The organism is Aliidongia sp. (assembly GCF_035943795.1).
Lineage (GTDB): Bacteria > Pseudomonadota > Alphaproteobacteria > ATCC43930 > CGMCC-115725 > Aliidongia.
This window is the reverse complement of record NZ_DASZBY010000107.1, coordinates 14,480-31,351: the sequence shown is the minus strand read 5'-3', so window position 1 is coordinate 31,351 and position 16,872 is coordinate 14,480. Positions and strand designations below refer to the sequence as shown.

General features: G+C 67.4%; 16 protein-coding genes. 9 read left to right on the top strand and 7 right to left on the bottom strand.

Features of this window, described 5'->3' with window-relative positions; genetic code table 11:
* Nucleotides 1–14: 14 nt before the first annotated feature.
* From VGV37_RS21255 to VGV37_RS21240, 4 genes are read left to right on the top strand one after another with little or no spacing between them, the layout of a single operon-like run.
* Complete coding sequence (locus tag VGV37_RS21255; protein WP_326881766.1) at nt 15–968, top strand: ABC transporter substrate-binding protein; 954 nt, start codon at nt 15–17, stop codon at nt 966–968.
* Complete coding sequence (locus VGV37_RS21250; RefSeq protein WP_326881765.1) at nt 965–1,822, top strand: ABC transporter ATP-binding protein; 858 nt, start codon at nt 965–967, stop codon at nt 1,820–1,822. The genes VGV37_RS21255 and VGV37_RS21250 overlap by 4 nt, the downstream gene beginning before the upstream one ends.
* A 35-nt stretch (nt 1,823–1,857) precedes the next feature.
* On the top strand, nt 1,858–2,607 hold the full coding sequence (locus VGV37_RS21245; RefSeq protein WP_326881764.1) for an ABC transporter permease: 750 nt from the start codon (nt 1,858–1,860) through the stop codon (nt 2,605–2,607).
* Nucleotides 2,604–3,344, top strand: a complete 741-nt coding sequence (locus VGV37_RS21240; protein ID WP_326881763.1) for an ABC transporter permease — start codon at nt 2,604–2,606, stop codon at nt 3,342–3,344. Before VGV37_RS21245 ends, VGV37_RS21240 begins: the two co-directional genes overlap by 4 nt.
* A 30-nt stretch (nt 3,345–3,374) precedes the next feature.
* Here VGV37_RS21240 and VGV37_RS21235 read toward each other — a convergent pair whose 3' ends face one another.
* Nucleotides 3,375–4,013: a cupin domain-containing protein gene (locus VGV37_RS21235; RefSeq protein WP_326881762.1), complete on the bottom strand. Its 639-nt coding sequence runs from the start codon at nt 4,011–4,013 to the stop codon at nt 3,375–3,377.
* A 221-nt stretch (nt 4,014–4,234) separates the two neighbouring features.
* On the opposite strand from VGV37_RS21235, the gene VGV37_RS21230 reads away from it, so the two are divergent.
* The 4 genes from VGV37_RS21230 to VGV37_RS21215 all read left to right on the top strand — a co-directional run bounded on the left by VGV37_RS21230 (nt 4,235) and on the right by VGV37_RS21215 (nt 7,721).
* Nucleotides 4,235–4,924: an ABC transporter substrate-binding protein gene (locus VGV37_RS21230; protein WP_326881761.1), complete on the top strand. Its 690-nt coding sequence runs from the start codon at nt 4,235–4,237 to the stop codon at nt 4,922–4,924.
* 29 nt (nt 4,925–4,953) lie between these two features.
* The gene (locus VGV37_RS21225) at nt 4,954–5,607 is read left to right on the top strand and encodes an amino acid ABC transporter permease (protein WP_326881760.1); all 654 of its coding nucleotides are present in this window, start codon (nt 4,954–4,956) and stop codon (nt 5,605–5,607) included.
* A complete protein-coding gene (locus VGV37_RS21220; RefSeq protein ID WP_326881759.1) occupies nt 5,604–6,335 on the top strand; it encodes an amino acid ABC transporter ATP-binding protein in 732 nt (243 codons plus the stop codon). Before VGV37_RS21225 ends, VGV37_RS21220 begins: the two co-directional genes overlap by 4 nt.
* 96 nt (nt 6,336–6,431) lie before the next feature.
* Entirely contained in the window at nt 6,432–7,721 is a 1,290-nt protein-coding gene (locus VGV37_RS21215; protein ID WP_326881758.1) for an FAD-binding oxidoreductase, read from the top strand.
* Nucleotides 7,722–7,724: 3 nt separating this feature from the next.
* Here VGV37_RS21215 and VGV37_RS21210 read toward each other — a convergent pair whose 3' ends face one another.
* The 6 genes from VGV37_RS21210 to VGV37_RS21185 all read right to left on the bottom strand — a co-directional run bounded on the left by VGV37_RS21210 (nt 7,725) and on the right by VGV37_RS21185 (nt 14,687).
* Complete coding sequence (locus VGV37_RS21210) at nt 7,725–8,474, bottom strand: class II aldolase/adducin family protein (protein WP_326881757.1); 750 nt, start codon at nt 8,472–8,474, stop codon at nt 7,725–7,727.
* An 11-nt stretch (nt 8,475–8,485) separates the two neighbouring features.
* Nucleotides 8,486–9,475 (bottom strand): ABC transporter substrate-binding protein, encoded by a 990-nt coding sequence (locus VGV37_RS21205; RefSeq protein ID WP_326881756.1) that lies wholly within the window; start codon nt 9,473–9,475, stop codon nt 8,486–8,488.
* An 85-nt stretch (nt 9,476–9,560) separates the two neighbouring features.
* A complete protein-coding gene (locus VGV37_RS21200) occupies nt 9,561–10,094 on the bottom strand; it encodes a MarR family winged helix-turn-helix transcriptional regulator (RefSeq protein WP_326881755.1) in 534 nt (177 codons plus the stop codon).
* Between the two features lie 85 nt (nt 10,095–10,179).
* A complete protein-coding gene (locus tag VGV37_RS21195) occupies nt 10,180–10,698 on the bottom strand; it encodes a DUF3617 domain-containing protein (RefSeq protein WP_326881754.1) in 519 nt (172 codons plus the stop codon).
* Nucleotides 10,699–10,719: 21 nt separating this feature from the next.
* The gene (locus VGV37_RS21190) at nt 10,720–13,641 is read right to left on the bottom strand and encodes a caspase family protein (RefSeq protein WP_326881753.1); all 2,922 of its coding nucleotides are present in this window, start codon (nt 13,639–13,641) and stop codon (nt 10,720–10,722) included.
* Nucleotides 13,638–14,687, bottom strand: coding sequence for an SH3 domain-containing protein (locus tag VGV37_RS21185; protein WP_326881752.1), 1,050 nt, complete (start codon nt 14,685–14,687; stop codon nt 13,638–13,640). The genes VGV37_RS21190 and VGV37_RS21185 overlap by 4 nt, the downstream gene beginning before the upstream one ends.
* A gap of 350 nt (nt 14,688–15,037) precedes the next feature.
* Here VGV37_RS21185 and VGV37_RS21180 point away from each other — a divergent pair, with 350 nt between their 5' ends.
* Nucleotides 15,038–16,804: a tetratricopeptide repeat protein gene (locus VGV37_RS21180; protein ID WP_326881751.1), complete on the top strand. Its 1,767-nt coding sequence runs from the start codon at nt 15,038–15,040 to the stop codon at nt 16,802–16,804.
* Nucleotides 16,805–16,872: the final 68 nt, after the last annotated feature.

The following is a 16,872-nucleotide window of genomic DNA, read 5'->3' as shown; positions in this document are numbered from 1 at the left end:
GATATTGGCGAGGCTTGGTCGCGCTGGCGATCTTCGGCACGCTCTGCGCTTCCGACCCGGCCAAGTCTGAGGAAATCTCCGTCACCCAATGGGGCAACAGCCTCTACGGCCTGCCGTTCGCCGTCGCCATGGACAAGGAGATGTTCCAGAAGGCCGGCATCTCCATCACCGGCATCCTGGGCTCGGGCGGCGGCGGCACCACGGTGCGCAACATCCTGGCCAGTCCGACGCCCTATGGCGAGGTGGCGATCGCCGCGGCACTGGCGGCCGCCCGCGAGGGCCTGGACCTGGAGATCGTCAATGTCGGCACGCGCAGCGTCGCCGAATCCTCGATCGTCACCATGCCGGCCTCGCCGATCCACTCGCTCGAAGATCTGGTCGGCAAGAAGATCGCCGTGACCTCGCCCAAGTCGGTGTCGGAGATGCTGTATCTCCTCGACCTCAGGGCGAAGGGCATCGATGCCTCCAAGATCTCGCGCGTCTATTCCGGCGGCTACGGCCCCGGCCTGACCATGCTGGAGCAGGGTGCGGTTTCGGCGGCGGTGCTGATCGAACCGCTGTCGATCATCAAGAAGGCGCAGTACCGCACGGTGGTGGCGGCGCGCGACATTCTGCCGCCCATGACCACGTCCGTCGGCATCACGACCCGCGCTTATGCCAAGGCGAACCCGGACAAGCTGCGCGCGATCATCGCCGGCCGCCGCGCCGGCGTCGATTTCATCTACGCGCATCCGGACGAGGCCGCGGTCATCCTGCAGAAGAGCTACGGGCTCGATGCCGCCGTCGCGAAGGAGGCGGTCGACAACATGATCGGTCCGAAGATGTGGAGCGACGGCGAGTTCAATCAGACCGAGCTCGACCGCATGGTCGATGCGTTGCGCCTGATCGACGAGGTCAAAGGCACGGTCGACTGGCCGACGCTGATCGACCGGACGTTCCTGCCGGCGGATCTGCAGGGCAAGCAATGATGGAGCCGGCCCCCGTCACGAGCGCGACGGAGCCGGCGGCAGGGGCGACGGAAATCCACGCCCGTCTGAGAGGCATCACCCGCGTCTACGGCGGACGGGGCGGTGCCGCGGGGCTCCATGCCCTGGGACCGGTCGATCTCGACCTGCGCCGCGGCGAATTCTTCTCGGTCGTCGGGCCTTCCGGCTGCGGCAAGTCGACCTTGCTCGACGTGCTGTCCGGTCTGGTGCCGCCGACCGCGGGCACGGCGGAATTCGAGGGCAGGCCGATAACGGGCGTGCCCGACGGCATCGGCGTGGTGTTCCAGGAAGACGCATCCTTCGCCTGGTTGACGGTGCAGGACAATATCGCCTTCGGGCTGCGGCGGGCCGGCGTCGATGCTGCCGAGATCGCCCGGCGCGTCGCCCATGCGATCGGCTTCATGGGCCTGCGCGATTTCGCCAAGGCCTATCCGGCGCAATTGTCGGGCGGCATGCGCCAGCGCGTGTCGATCGCGCGCACCCTGGTCATGCGGCCGCGACTGATCCTGCTCGACGAGCCGTTCGGCGCGCTCGACCAGCAGACCCGCCTGCTGATGGGCGACGAGCTGCTGCGGCTGTGGCGCGAGACCAAGGCGACCGTGCTGCTGATCACCCATGCGCTCGACGAGGCGATCATGCTGTCGGACCGGACCGGCGTCATGTCCGCGCGCCCGGGCCTGTTCATCGATATCGTCGAAACCGGCTGGCCGGCCGAGCGCGACAGCCGGGTGGTCTCCGATCCGCGATTCGGCGCCATGACGGCACGCCTGTGGACGCAGTTGCGTGAGGAATCGCTGAAGATCATGGGCAACCAAGTCCCGTCGTCCTCACATTGACCCGTCGGGAAGCCGCGCATGAACGGAGGGCGACCATGAGCTCGGTAGGAACGCTGCGCTTCGCCGTGATCGCGATCATGGTCGGCCTGCTGGAACTGGCGTGCCGCACGGGGCTGATCGGACCGACGGTCATCATCCCGCCCTCGGCGATGGTTGAGAGCCTGTGGCAGATCCTCGCGGAGGGCGACCTCACCACCGACATCCTGTCGACCTTCGGCAACGTCCTGGCCGCGGCGGTACTCTCGGTCGTCGTGGGCTTCGTCGCCGGACTCGCCATCCATCCGCTGCCGCGCCTGCGCGGCGCGTTGGAGCCGCTGCTGGCCAGCTACTACGCGATCCCGACCTTCATGTTCTATCCGCTGTTCATCGTGTTCTTCGGCGTCGGCAACCGGGCGATCATCGCCATCGCGTTCCTGCTGGCCGTGGTGTCGATGGTGACGAGCACGCTCACCGGCCTCGACCGTATTCCGCCGATCCTGCGCAAGACGGCAAAGATGTACCGGATGAACCGGGTCTCGACCGCCCTGCTGATCGAATTGCCGGCGACGATCCCGCACCTGTTCACCGGCATCAAGCTGTCGGTCGCCTATGCCTTCATCGGCGTCATCGCCTCCGAATTCATCCTGTCCGGCGCCGGCATCGGCTATTCGATCTCCTACGCCTACAACAACTTCAACAATCGCGCGATGTACGGCCTGATGCTGCTGGTCGTGGTCGCGGTCACCACGGTCAACATGGTGCTGCACAGCATCGACCGCCGGTTCCAGGAGCGGTCGCGGCGATGACCGGCAAGCTGCGCAAGCCTGCCGACTTCCTGCTCCTGATGTTGGCGCTCGTGGTGATCTGGCAGGCGCTGCATTGGGTGGCGGGCGACATCGCCATTACCTCGCCGGCGGCGACATTGGCGAAGCTCGGCCAGATGCTGCACACCCCAAAGTTCTGGAGCGACATCGCCGAGACGGGCCGGGCCTTCCTGTTCGCGCTGCTGATCTCGGTGTTCGGCGGCGTGGCGCTGGGGGCGCTGCTCGGCATCAACCGGCTGGCCGCGACGGTCAGCGAACCGATCCTGGTCGCGGCCTATTCGCTGCCCAAGGTCACGCTCTATCCGCTGGTCCTGCTGATCTTCGGGCTGGGCCTGCCGGCGAAGGTGGCGTTCGGCGCGATGCACGGGCTGATCCCGGTGACGATCGTTACGATGAACGCGCTGTTGAACCTGAAGCCGGTGCTGTTGCGGACGGCACGGGTGATGCGCCTGTCGCCACTGCAATCGCTCACCACATTGCTGTTGCCGGCGGTCCTGCCCGAGATCTTCTCCGGCCTGCGGCTCGGCTTTTCGCTGAGCCTGGTCGGCGTGCTGATCGGCGAGATGTTCGCCTCGCAACGCGGGCTGGGCTTCGTCATCATGAACGCGATGAACCTGAGCGACGTCGCGACCATCATGGCCGTGGCCGTGCTGCTGACCGGCTTCGCCTTGCTGGCGAGCGGCGCGCTCGGCCTGATCGACCGGCGGATCCACCGGTAAGCGCGGCGGTCTGCCCGGGCGCCGATCCCGTCAGGGCGTGACGTTCACCCACAGCACCAACGTCGCGGTCCCGCCGGCATTGCCGAACCGGTGGGGCCGGTCGCTCGCGAAGCGGAAACTGTCGCCGGATTCCAATTGCCAGGTGCGTCCCTCGACACGCAGTTCGAGCGTGCCTTCCAGCACGAAGCCAGCCTCCTCGCCGCCATGGACATAGTCCTCGTCGCCGGTCGTGCCGCCCGGTTCGATGCGGACCATGAACAGGTTGAGCCGGCTGGCGCCGCGCGGTGCGGTCAGCAGCTCCTTGGTGATGCCGGCCTGCCAAAGTCCCAGCTGGCCGCGCTGGGCCTGCCGGACCACGACGGTGCCGGTCTCGGGCTCGCTCGCGGCGGCGCTGTCCGGGAACAGTCCGGCAAGGCCGACCCCCAGCACGTCGGCGGCTCCGGCCAGCAGCTTGAGCGATGCGGTCGACAGACCGCGCTCGACCTGGCTCAAGTGGCCGATCGAAACGCCCAGCCGCTCCGACATCTGCTGCAGAGACAGGTCGCGGGCCTTGCGCAGCGCACGCAGGCGCAGGCCAACCGAAGAATCGAGCGGCAGGGGCTGCGGCGCGGCACCAGTCGAATCCAGCGAATCCTCCGGCAGGCCCGTGATCGGCTCGCTCTCCTTCATCGTAAAATTTCATCCTCATGAAATCTCTTGCCGGATCAGCATAATTCGGCCAGCATGATTTCACCATAATGAAAATAGACGCGTCGAGCGATGACCCGTTAGAGGTCGTCCCGCGCTGTTACAGGCAGGCCAACAACGGGAGTCGAGAAATGGTGAGGACTGGAATCTTCGCAGCCGCAGCTTTGTTTTGCGCCCTCTGGGCGCCGGCAATCGGGCCGGCGATGGCCGCCGACCCGGTGCTCAAGATCGGCTCGACGCCGACGGGCGTGCCGTTCACCTTCCTCGATACCAAGACCAATACCATCCAGGGGATCATGGTCGACCTGATCACCGCGGTCGGCAAGGATGCCGGCTTTGTGGTCGAGATCCAGCCGCTGCAGTTTTCGACGCTGATCCCGGCGCTGACCACCAACAAGATCGACCTGATCGCCGCCGCCATGTTCGCGACCCCGGCCCGGCGCGAGGTGATCGACTTCACCGACACGGTCTACAGCTACGGCGAAGGCTTGGTCGTGCCCAAGGCGGACACCAAGGATTACGTCACGCTGGCGGACCTCAAGGGCAAGACGGTCGGCGCCCAGGTCGGCACCGCCTTCGTCGAGCCGCTGCAAAAGAGCGGCCTGTTCCCCGAAGTGAAGATCTACGACACGATCCCCGACATCCTGCGCGACGTGAACGCCGGGCGGATCGGCGCCGGCTTCGCCGACTATCCGATCGCGGCCTACAACCTCTCGCAGGGCGGTTTCCCTGAATCCCGGCTGGTCAAGAGCTATAAGCCCAGCATCATGGGCTCAGTCGCGATCGGACTGCGCAAGGGCGATCCGCTGCTGGCGAAGCTCAACGCCTCGCTGGCCAAGCTGCAGGCCGACGGGACGGTCAAGAAGATCCTGGCGAAATGGGGTCTGGAGTGATCGGCCGCTGAGCCGAAGCGGCTGCGGACATGACGCGTTTCCTTACCGACTCGGCGGAGTTCCTGCCGATCCTGCTGCAGGGCCTGTGGCTGACCATCCTGGTCAGCCTCGGCTCGCTCGTGCTGTCGACCATCCTCGGCCTGATCTGGGCGTTCCTGCGCGTCTCGGGCCTGTGGCCGCTGGCGATGGCGAGCCGGCTGATCGTCAACGTGATCCGCGGCATCCCCATCATCGTGCAGCTGTTCTACATCTACTTCGTGCTGCCGGACCTGGGCATCTCGCTGTCGGCGCTCCAGGCCGGCATCATCGGGCTGGGCATCGCCTATTCGGCCTACCAGGCCGAGAATTTCCGGGCCGGCATAGAGGCCATCGACCCAGGGCAGATCGAGGCAGCCCATGCGATCGGCATGGGCTGGTGGCTGGTCATGCGCCGGGTCGTGCTGCCCCAGGCGGTCAAGATCGTGCTGCCGTCCTACGGCAACATCATGGTGATGATGCTGAAGGATTCCTCCCAGGCCTCGACCATCACGGTCGCGGAGCTGGCATTGCAGGGCAAGTTGATCGCGTCCTCGACCTTCAAGAACACGACGGTCTTCACGCTCGTGGCCTTGCTCTACCTGTGCATGAGCGTGCCGCTGATCATCCTGGTCGGCCATCTCGAACGACGGGCGGCGCGGCGATGATCGAACTCGACGACGTCCACAAGCGCTTCGGCGATCATGAGGTCATCCGCGGCGTTTCGGCCAAGGTCGAGCGCGGCGAGGTCGTCTGCGTGATCGGGCCGTCCGGTTCCGGCAAGTCGACCCTGCTGCGCTGCATCAACGGGCTCGAGCGCTACGAGGCCGGCACGATCAAGGTCGAGGGCGTCATGGTCGATGCGGCGGCCCCGTCGATCCGCGCGATCCGGACCCAGGTCTCCATGGTGTTCCAGCGCTTCAACCTGTTTCCCCACCGCTCGGCCCTGGAGAATGTCGTCGAAGGCCCGATCTTCGTCAAAGGCGAGCCCCGGGCCGAGGCGATGGTGCGCGGTCGGGCATTGCTGGCCCAGGTCGGTCTCGCCGGCCGCGAGGAGGCCAAGCCCGGCCGGCTGTCCGGCGGCCAGCAGCAGCGCGTCGCGATCGCCCGCGCGCTCGCGATGCGGCCCAAGGCCATCCTGTTCGACGAGCCGACTTCGGCACTCGACCCGGAACTGGTGGGCGAGGTACTGGGCGTCATGCGCGCGCTCGCCGAACAGGGCATGACCATGGTTGTCGTCACCCACGAAATGGCATTCGCCCGCGAGGTGGCCGACCGCGTGCTGTTCCTCGACGGCGGCGTCATCGTCGAACAGGGCCCGGCGCGTGCCGTGCTGGGCGACCCGCAACATCCGCGCACCCAGGATTTCCTGCGGCGGGTGCTGAACCCGATTTGAAGAATGACACCGTCATTCCCGCTTCCGCAGGATGACGGGAAAGACGAACACAGGTCGAACCACGGAATGACCAGACCGCAGCGAAGGATCCTAAGGATGGCCGAACCCTTTCCCCTGTCGCCGTCGCTCTGGGCCGCGACCGCGCCGCCGTCCGCGGCGACACCGCCGCTGGGCGAACCAACCCGCGCCGACGTCTGCGTCATCGGCGGCGGCTATTGCGGCCTCAGCGCCGCGCTGCACCTGGCGGAGCAGGGCACCGATACGGTGTTGCTGGAGGCGCGCGAGCCGGGCTGGGGTGCGTCTGGCCGCAACGGCGGCCAGGTCATTCCGGGCCTCAAGTACGATCCGGCCGACCTCAAGGCGAAAGTCGGCGACGAGCGGGGACGGGCCCTGGTCGATTTCGCCGGGCGAACCGCCGATACGGTGTTCGACCTGATCGACCGGCATAGCATGGACGTGCCGCACGTCCGGGCCGGCTGGATCCAGGGCGCCCATACCGAAACGGGCCTGAGCGAAGTCGCACGCCGGGCGGAGCAATGGGCGGCCTGGGGCGCGGAAACCGAGTTGCTGGACCGGAACGCGGTCGCGCGCAAGCTGGGCACCGACTCCTACCTGGGCGGCTGGGTCGACAAGCGCGGCGGCGCCATCCAGCCGCTGGCCTTCGCGCGCGGCCTGGTGCGGGCGGCTCAGGCCGCTGGTGCGAGGATCCACGGCGAGACCAAGGTGACCAGGCTGGAGCCGCGCGGCACCCGCTGGCATGTCGAGACCGACCGCGGCGTCGCGGTCGATGCCGGCCGCGTGCTGCTCGCGACCAACGGCTATACCGGCGATCTGGTCCCGGGCCTGCGCCGCACGGTCATCGCGGTCAATTCCTTCCAGGTCGCGACCGAACCACTGACCGACAATCTGCGCAAGACCATCCTGCCCGAGGGGCATGTGTCGTCGGATACCCGCAAGCTGCTGCTGTATTTCCGCTTCGATCACCAAGGCCGCCTGTTGATGGGCGGCCGCGGGCCGTTCCGCGAGCCGACCGGGCCGGACGATTGGGCGCATCTGGAACGGGTGCTGGGCAAGCTGTTCCCGCAGATCAAGGACACGCCGATCGCCTATCGCTGGTGCGGCCGGGTCGCGGTCACGCGGGATTTCATGCCGCATCTCCACGAACCGGCGCCCGGCCTGCTGGTCGATATCGGCTGCATGGGCCGGGGCATCGGGCTGCAGACGACCATGGGCCGGGCGCTGGCGCGCTATCTGACTTCGGGCCAGGCGACGGACCTGCCGCTGCCGATCCTGCCGATCCGGCCGATCCCGTTCCACGGGCTCAACCGGGCCTATGTCTCGGCCTTCATCGCCTGGTACCGGATGACCGACGGTGGGGTGAAGTAGGCATCAGGCCGAAGGGTCGTTGACCGCTTCGAGCCACAGGTTCCAGGCGCGGTCGATCTGGCCGTCGTTGGTCGCGGCTGCCGCGGCAGCCTCCTCGCCGGTCAGGAAGATCGGCGGGCCGAGGCGCAGCGCTTCTGCCTGCAGCTTGGCATTGACCTCGGTATAGACCGCCCGGAACACCGCCTGGCGCACGGTCGTTCCGACGACGGTCGAGCCATGGCCGCGCATCAGGACGACCGCGCCCGGGCCCAGCCGGTCGGCCAGCGCCACGCCCAGCGCCGGGGTGCGGATCAGCATGTCGGTCGCCGGCCCTGCCGTGTCGCGGATCTCGAACACCGGTGCCGCCTCGCCCAGGAAGCCGCTCATATGGCAAATCGGCCTGAGCGGCGCGCTCGGCACGACGCCGAACGGCACGACCGCCGGCGAGTGGCTGTGCACCACGCCCATCACGTCGGCGCGTGCCCGATAGATCTCGCCATGGATGAAGCGTTCCAGGTAGGGACGTGGGCCGGACGGATCGACCGGCGTGCCGTCCAATTCGAATTCCAGGATGTCGGCGGTGCGCACCTGCGCCGGCGCCATGTTGCGCGCCAGCAGGAACCGGTCGGACCGGCCCGGATGGCGCGCGCTGACATGGCCGAAGCCGTCGACCACGCCCTGTTGGAACAGGATATGGTTGGCTGCCACAAGGTCGTCGATGACGACCACAAGGTCGTCGATGACGACGGCCAACTTCTCGTCGGCTTGGCTCATGGCGAAGCTCCTCAGATGCGGACGCGCGACAGTACGCTTTGCGGGAACAGGTCTTCCGGCGTCAGCAGGCGATGGCACACGCCCTGTTCGTAGGCGTAACGGAGAAACGCGTCGAGCGTCGTCTTGTTGCCGTCGACGCCATAGGGCCAATGATCCTCGCCGAACAGTTCCTGGGCGCGGCGCGCATGCTCGAAGCACCAGGGGATCGGAAAGCGCGGCGCCGTCACCTCGAGCGCGCGGGCGACGCTGCGGCGCTTCGCTTCCTCGAACGCCTTCAGCAGGCTCATGGCGATCCAGGGATTGGCCTCGACGGCGGAGCGCTTGATCGCCACCACATGCATGATCGGGAAGATGCCGGTCGCGCGATAGTAGTCCGCCTCGACCGCCATATAGTCCGGGAACAGCCGGACGATGTTCGGATGGTTATGCTCGAAGCAGTCCGGCGCATGGGCCGACAGGATCGCGTCGACCTCGCCGTCGACCAGCATGCCGCTCAGGCTCTTGGTCGGGGCCGGGGTCAAGCGGATGCCGGCCGGCAGGTTGAGCGCCACCTTCTCGCCGCGGCCCGGCTCGTTGACGCCGGCCTGGACCCAGTCGATGCCCGTGAGGTCGATGCCATATTGATCGACCATGAAGCCGCGCGAATAGACGGCAGCGGTCTGCGCCCATTCCGGCAGGCCGATGCGCTTGCCGGCCAGATCCCCGGGCGTGCGCACCGGGCCGTCGCGCCGGACATAGACCGAGGAATGGCGGAAGATGCGCGAGGGGAACACCGGGATCGCCGTGAACGACGTGTCGCCCTGGGAGATCAGCGAGGCATATTTCGCGAAGGACAGCTCCGACACGTCCCATTCGCGATGCTTCAGGAACCGGAAGAAGATCTCCTCGATCGGCAGGCTGAGGCTGGTGAGCCTTATGCCGTCGGGCACGATGCGGCCGGCGGTCAGGTCCTCGACGTGATCGTAGCGGCTGATCGCGAGGGTCAGGGGAACTTCATTCATGGATGATGCCTTGCGTCTGCCGTTCAGGCTCGCGATTGCGGAATAATGCTTCGAACCCGAAGCATCTTTTCCGCCTACGCCTTTGTCAAGCGGGGGCGCCGGTCGCCGATGTCGCAGGCCCGCGCCGGATGGAGTCGCGCCGGCGGGCCTGCTGCTTTTCGAGATTGCCGCGGATGCGGTCGAGCACCAGGCGCAGGAAGCCGATCTCGCCGTCGCTCAGGCCGTCGAGCGCCGTCTGGTTGACCTCGATCGCGAAGGGCAGCAGTTGGCTTTTCAGCGCCGAACCGCTTTCGGTCAGGTGGACATGGACCTTGCGCCGATCGTCGAGCGAGCGCCGCCGCTCGACATAGCCGCGCCGCTCCATGTTGCGCAGCTGCTCGACCGTGGTCTGTTCCATGGCGCCGACGCGCTGGCTCAGCTGGCGCTGGGTCAGTCCGTCCTCCTCCCACAGCGCGCGGAAGAAGTACCACATGCCGATCGGGATATCGTAGGGCGCCAACCGGTCCTGCAGTTCCTGAGCGAACTGCCGCTGGGTCGTCCGGATCGCCGCCCCGATGCTGAAGGCCAAGGGGTAGTCGACACCCTTGCCCGCCTCGCGGGATGATATGGCTTCGCTCATGGCTCCTCGCTCGCCAAAACATTCGGCGCCGAAGTATTTTAGCGCGTCATCGCCGAGCCGGTGAACGAAATCGACGGCTGCCGTCTCATTGCATCGGCTGAACCGCGCCGCACTCGCGCGATAGCCAATGGCCTGACTGGGTCGCGTCGACCGAGAAGGGCATGGTCTTGCCGCTGCCGTCCGTATGGGTCCCGGCCATCTTGACCGTGCCATGCACATGGGTCCGGTCGTCGAACTGCACGGTAACGTGGCCCTTGGCGTTGTTCTGCGGGCTGTCGCAGACCATATCGAACGACATGCTCCGGTCGGTGCGCTGCAGGTTTTCCTGATGGCATCTGCCGTTCTGGTTCGGCATCGCGCCGAACTTGTCCAGGGTCTGCTGGGTGACGCAGGACTGACTCGTCGTCGTGGTTGGCTGGCCGGGTGGGCTGACGCCCATCTTCTTCAGCTTCTCGAGGGTTTCGGCGGGGATCTGGATGCCGCCCATCGACATGGTCATCTGCATTTCCCACAGGCCGGTATCGACCGGGACGTCAGCGGCCCGCGCCGGGGCGGCCAAGGCCAGCGCGATGGCCACGCCGAACATCATGCTTCGCTTGTTCATGCATCGTCTCCGTCAGCGTCTTCAGTGCAGGACCTTGCCGATCGGGAAGGACCTGAGCTCACTCTGCGCCGCCTTGAACTCGGCGTCCTGGGCGTGGCCGCGCTCGCGGGCCAGTTGCCCGACCCGCTTCGAGACATATTCGCCGAGCGCCAGCGCGCCGATGTCGCCGTCGCCATCCTGGCCGGCCCGGCCCGACAGCGCTTCCTTCAGCGCATAGACGAACACGCCGTTGCGGTTGTCGTAGCTGTCGAGCGCTTCCTGCACCGAACTCGATGCGGCCAGGATATAGCGCCCGCTCTCATGGCCGACGTTCGCCAGATTATCGGCCGTCACGGTGCCGGAATGACAGGTGTCGAGCAGCAGCAGCGCGTCATGGGCCTGGATGCGCGACAGGGCGGTAATCAACGTGGATTCGTCGATCGCCCCTGCGGCCAGCGCCTTCATCGACGAGATGTCCGACACGTCCTGCGGCACCAGCAGGAAGCGATGGTCGTCGTCGCTCGCCACGCCGTGGCTCGCCACATAGAACAGGAACGTGTCCCGGCTGCGCACCTTATGTCCCAAGCGCTCGAAGGCGGCGAGGATGCCGGCCTTGGTCGCGTCCTTGTCGGTCAGCAAGGTGACGTCGACCGACTTGTAGAGTGGCGCCGCCGATTGCTTGATGCTGTCGGCAAAGGTTTTGGCGTCGGCCACGGCGAAATGCAGCGCCAGATTGGGCAGCGCATAATGATCGATGCCGATTGCCAGGACATAGAGCGTGCCGCGCTGGTCGCCCGATGCTTCCTCGGCGCCGGCGAAGTCTATCGTGGGCGTTTCGGCGAAGATGCTGTTGCCGCCGTCATAGGCGCGGATCTGGATGTTGTCATGGCCGGGGTCGATCGGCACGTCGATGTCGGCGGTGCCGGCCTTGTCGGCAAGCGTCGGCGCCGGGAAGCGGCCGGCGTTGCGCTCGTTGACGAAGGCGTCGATCGCGCCGACGCCCAGGCCGCGGTCGCCCAGCTTCAGATGCAGCCGCAGCTTGTCGGCGCCGGCCGGCAGCACCGCCTGGCGCTGCGGGCCGAACGGGACGGGCGCGCAACTGCCGTCGGCGACCGGAACGCAGGCGCTTGCGACCTCGACCGTCGGCTGGCGGGCGAGGCGGGCGCGGATATCGCCCAACTCCGCAAGCCGCGCCCTCGATGGTTCCGCATCGCCCGACAGGCGGGCCCGCACGGCGGCCGGCGCGTAGAGCGTGCGATAGGCCTGGGAAAAGCTGACCCATTCGGGCTGCTGGTTGTGCGCCCGGTTGAGATGGACGCCGATCAGCTCGGCACCGCCGCGATCGGCATGGTCGAACAGGCCTTCGGGCGTGAACAGGGTCCAGCGCGCACCGTCGCCATGGGTGAACAGGGCCGCGCGTTCGCTGAGCGGCGCGTCGGCGGTCAGCCCGTACCAGCGGATGGTGCCGTCGAGTAGTGCTGCGATGGCGAGATGTCCGTCCGAACTGGTCGTCACCGCCCAGGCGGCGGCAGGCACCGCGACGGAGGCGATCGGCTTGCCGTCGCGGGCGACCAGGCGCAGGTGGGTGTCGGTGCCGATCAGCACCCGCTCGTCACCGGGCAGGATGGTCAGGCTGCGCGCGAATTCCGCCTTATCGAGCGCCACCGCGGCCGAGCCCAGCCGCGGGGCGTTGGAATCCTGCCAACCGCTCGGCGCCAGCCCGGGGGCGGTGGGACGAGTGGCCGCCAGGTTGGCATCGGTGTTGGTGATCGCCGTCAGTTGCCGGGTTGCGGCATCGAAGCGGAGGATGCCCTTGCCGGTGGAGAATTCGACGGTCTCGCCGTTGGTCGAAACGGCGAAGCGGCCGCTGCGCGCCGGCCGCAGATCGGCGAGCGGCGGGTCGGGCTTCAGCGCGACCTTGCCGTCGGCGCCGATCCGGCCCCAGCCGGGATCTTCGGTCGAATAGACCGCGCCCCCGCCGGGCACGGCCAGGATATGCAGGATCGTGTCGTGTGCGGCCGGCAGGTCGCTGGCCGGACCCAGGCCGAAATCGCCCCAGCGGCGCAACACGTTGCCGGCGCTCGTCCTGGCATAGCCGCCGGCCATCAGCTGGACGCTGCCGCGATCGTCGGCGACCCAGGCGAGCGCCAGCAGTCCCGCACCCTGCAGGCCGGTCGTGTCGGGCGCGAAGACCGGCTTCAGGCTTTGGGCGTTCAGCACGTCGACATGCAAGTGGCCCTGCTTGTCCGCGTTCTCGTAGGCGACGCCCAGCAGCCCGCCGTCGGGCGACAGGGCCAGGCCCCAGGGGCGCAGGCCCGGTTCCGGCTGGAGCTCGGCCGATTTCTTGCCGTCGGCACCATAGGCCCTGACCTTGCCGTCCGACGATGTGGCGAACAGCCGGTTCTGGCGATCGAACAGGATGGCGCGCACCGGTCCGTCGATCATGCGATCATCGAACAGGGCTTTGCCGCTCGCGGCATCCCAGACGCGGATGCCGCCCTGCATCAGGGCGGCGGCGAAGCGGCTGCCGTCGGGTGAAACGGCGAGGTCGCTGACGGGGGCCGGCAGCCCCGGCAGCAGGCTGACCAGCACGCCCTTGTCCGCGTCGAAGATGTAGATGCAGAACGTACTGCTCCAGGCGCCGCCCGTGGCGCCGCCGGCGAAGACGCGGTGGCCGTCCGGCGTCAGGGCCACCGCATAGATCTCGCCTTCCTCCTTGGCACCGATCGGCGGCCGCAGCACCGATTTCTCGCGGCCGTCGGGCAGGGACCAGAGCCGGATCGTCTTGTCGTAGCCGGCGCTGGCCATCAGGTGTCCCGATGCATCGACCGCCAGGCGTGGCACGGCGCCGGTATGGCCGCCGGCTTCGATGCGCAGGAACGGCGTCTGCGGCGGTTCCTGGGCGCCCGCCGGAGCGAGCGCCCAGAACAACGCCAGGACGCCGAGGAGGGTGCTGCGGATCAACCGGCGACCTCGAAGCCGCTGGCGACGGCGGTCTGCGAGACGGCCACGCTCTGCGAGAAAGCGTCGCGCCGGGCGGCGTTGCTGCCGTCGAGCGTCCGCACGTCGGAGCCGTTGGAGACGGCCGGCGCGCTCGGCACGCTGACCGGAACCGAACGGGAGCCGTTGCCCTGCTGCAGGTCGGAGACGGGCGTATAGCCGCGCACGCCGGCGCCGGTCTCGACCAGCGCATAGTCGCCGCGCTTCACCGTAACCTTGACCGGCTCCTTGGCGGCGACCTGGCCGATGTCGGGGGCGGCCGGATCGGGGCGCAGCTTCAACGTGCCGGCGCGACGGACCGTGGCGGGCTTGGCCGGCACGGCTTCCGCCGACACGAAGGCCGGCGTGCTGCTCGGCGCCAGATTGTCGGCCGCGACGTCGAACTGCTGGCCGCGCTGGGCGATCTGGGTGTCGATCTGTTTGGCGAGCGCCAGATCGCGTTGCGCATGCTGGCGGACGACCGCCATCTGGGCCACCGCGGTCGTGCGGTCGATCTGATGGGCGGTATAGCTGTCGTTGATCATGCGCGCCTGCCGGAAACGGCAGTCCATCAACTGGTCGAACGCGAGCTGGGTCTTGTCGATCTGCGCATTCTCGCGGGTCAGGTCGCCCTGGACCTGGGTGAACATGCCGGCCTGGTCCTGCTGCTGCTGGCGAAGCGCCGACCAATAGCCGGCGGCAGCGCCGGCGGCCACGCCCGCGGCGGCACCGATCGCCGCCCCCTTTGCGTCCTTGGAGATGAGCGCGCCGGTCGCGGCCCCCAGCAGGCCGCCGATCACGGCGCCCTTCAGAATGCTCTCGCCATAGAAGTCGCCGGTCGAATCGAGCGCCACCAGCTGCGGCCGGCATGAATCCGAGCCGTCGTCCGAACCGATGCGGGAACTCTGCGTATTGAGGCCGCCCCCGGCGGCGCAGCCATTCAGCACGGCCAGCGCCGCCACGAGAGCGACGCCGCGACGGGCGGCTCCAATTCTTTTGTTCTGAGCAGTCATCGCAACACCCGTATTCATGATGGATCCCGCACGGCCGTTCGAAGAGGCCGATGGTGGGCACGGAAACAGAGGAGAAGGCAAACGGCCGGACGACAATCGCGGCCTTCATCGAGCCAAAGGTGCTGATGCGGGGCCGTTTCAACCGGCCCACTTCACTATCGCCAACTTCGAACGCTTCCGGTGAGACGAGGTTCACAAGCGTCCGCCGCCGTCGACATCATACCAACATAGTTTTTCGTTAGGTTCGAATGGTTCGATTGCGCGGCCATGAATTCCTTGAGACATTGGCGCCGCGCGACCCGCGGTAGGTTGGTATCGAACCCTGCGGCGGTCGTACTCCTCTCGCTCTCGAAAAGGGATGTCCATCAGTGAGCGACACACGGGTTGTGGCGAACGAGATGACCAATACCGGGACCGCAGCCGCGAAGGTGCGCGAGTGGCTGGCCCAGGCGACGGCGTTCCACAAGGCCACGCTGCTGCCCGAGGCGGCGGCGCTCTACGAGCAGGTCCTGGAGCTGGCGCCGTCGCACGCGATCACCCTGCATCTCCTGGGGGTGCTCCGTCATACTCAGGGGAAGTTCGACGAGGCGGTCGTCCGGCTCGAGGCCGCCGTCGCGGCAGCGCCGGAAAACCCGTCCTTTCATGCGGCTCTCGGCGCCGCCCTGCGCGGCGCCCAACGCGGCGAGGAAGCGCTGGCGGCCTACGATCGGGCGATCGAACTGCGGCCGGACTTCGCGGAGGCGCACAATCATCGGGGCATCGCGCTGCAGCAGCTGGGGCGGATCGATGCGGCGATCGAGGCCTATCGGGCGGCGCTGGCGGCGCGTCCGGACTATGCCGATGCCTACAACAACCTTGGAACCGCCCTGCGCCGTGCCGGGCGCAAGCCGGAGGCGGCGGCCGCCTATCGCGATGCGCTGGCGCACCGGCCCAATTACGTCGATGCGCTTGGCAATCTCGGCAAGCTCGAAATCGAGCTGGGGCAGAATCTCGCGGCCGTCGAGACCTATCAGCGACTGCTGGCACTGCGCGGCGACGACGTCGATGCCTTGGAGGCGTTAGGAAATCTTTTGGTCGTGCTCGATCGGGACGAGGAGGCGCTGGGCTATTACACGGCGGCGCTCGATCTGCGGCCGCGCGATGCGGGTCTGCTCGACCGACTGGCCGTCGCCCTGCTGGTGGTCGACCGCTTTCCCGAAGCGCTCGCCCTGCTGGACACGGCGGTCAAGATCGATCCTAAGCACGCATCGGCCCAGCTGCATTACGGCATCGCGCTCGAAAAGACCGGCCGGGTCGAGGAAGCGCTGACGGCATTGCGCACGGCCGGATCGCTCGATCCGGATCTGCCTCTGGTCCATTACACCCTGGGCATGTTGTGCTTCGCGATCGGCGCGCTCGACGACGCGCGATCGACCTTCGAGGCCTGGTTCGCGCGCGAACCGGACCATCCGACCGCGCGGCACATGGTGGCCGCCTTGTCCGGCAACGACGTGCCGTCGCGCGCCTCTGTGCCCTACATCGTCGAGACCTTCAACACCTTCGCCAAATCGTTCGATCGCCAGCTGGAACGGCTGGAATATTGTGGGCCGCAACTGGTCGACGGGCTGCTGCGTGCCCATGCGGCGCTCGACGGACCGACGCTCGCCGTCGCCGACCTCGGTTGCGGCACCGGCCTGTGCGCCCCGTTCGTCCGGCCGTTCGCCCGAACGCTGACGGGTGTCGACCTGTCGGCCGAGATGCTCGACCGGGCGCGGCGGCGCGGACTTTACGACGAACTCGTCGAGGCGGACCTGGTCGATTTCCTGGCCGGGCGCCCGGGCGCGTTCGATCTGATCGTCGCGGCCGACACGTTCATCTATTTCGGCGATCTGGCGACCGAGTTCGAGACGGCTGCCGCCGCTCTCCGTCCCGGCGGGCACTTCGCTTTCACGCTCGAAGATGCCGGCGACGATCCGAAGACTTCTTATGTGCTGGGTCCCTCGGGGCGGTATCAGCATGCGCAAACCTACGTTCGTGCCTGCGTCGCGGCAGCGGGATTTCGCTTGGTCGCATTCGATCCAGCCATCGTCCGGACCGAGGCGAGCCAGCCGGTCCCGGGGCACATCGTCCTGGCCCAAATGCCGTGGGCTAAATAACCACATGGCCGGCATGAAGATTATTGCAATTTTTTCACGGAACTTTTCCACAGTCGCCCATGCCGTGT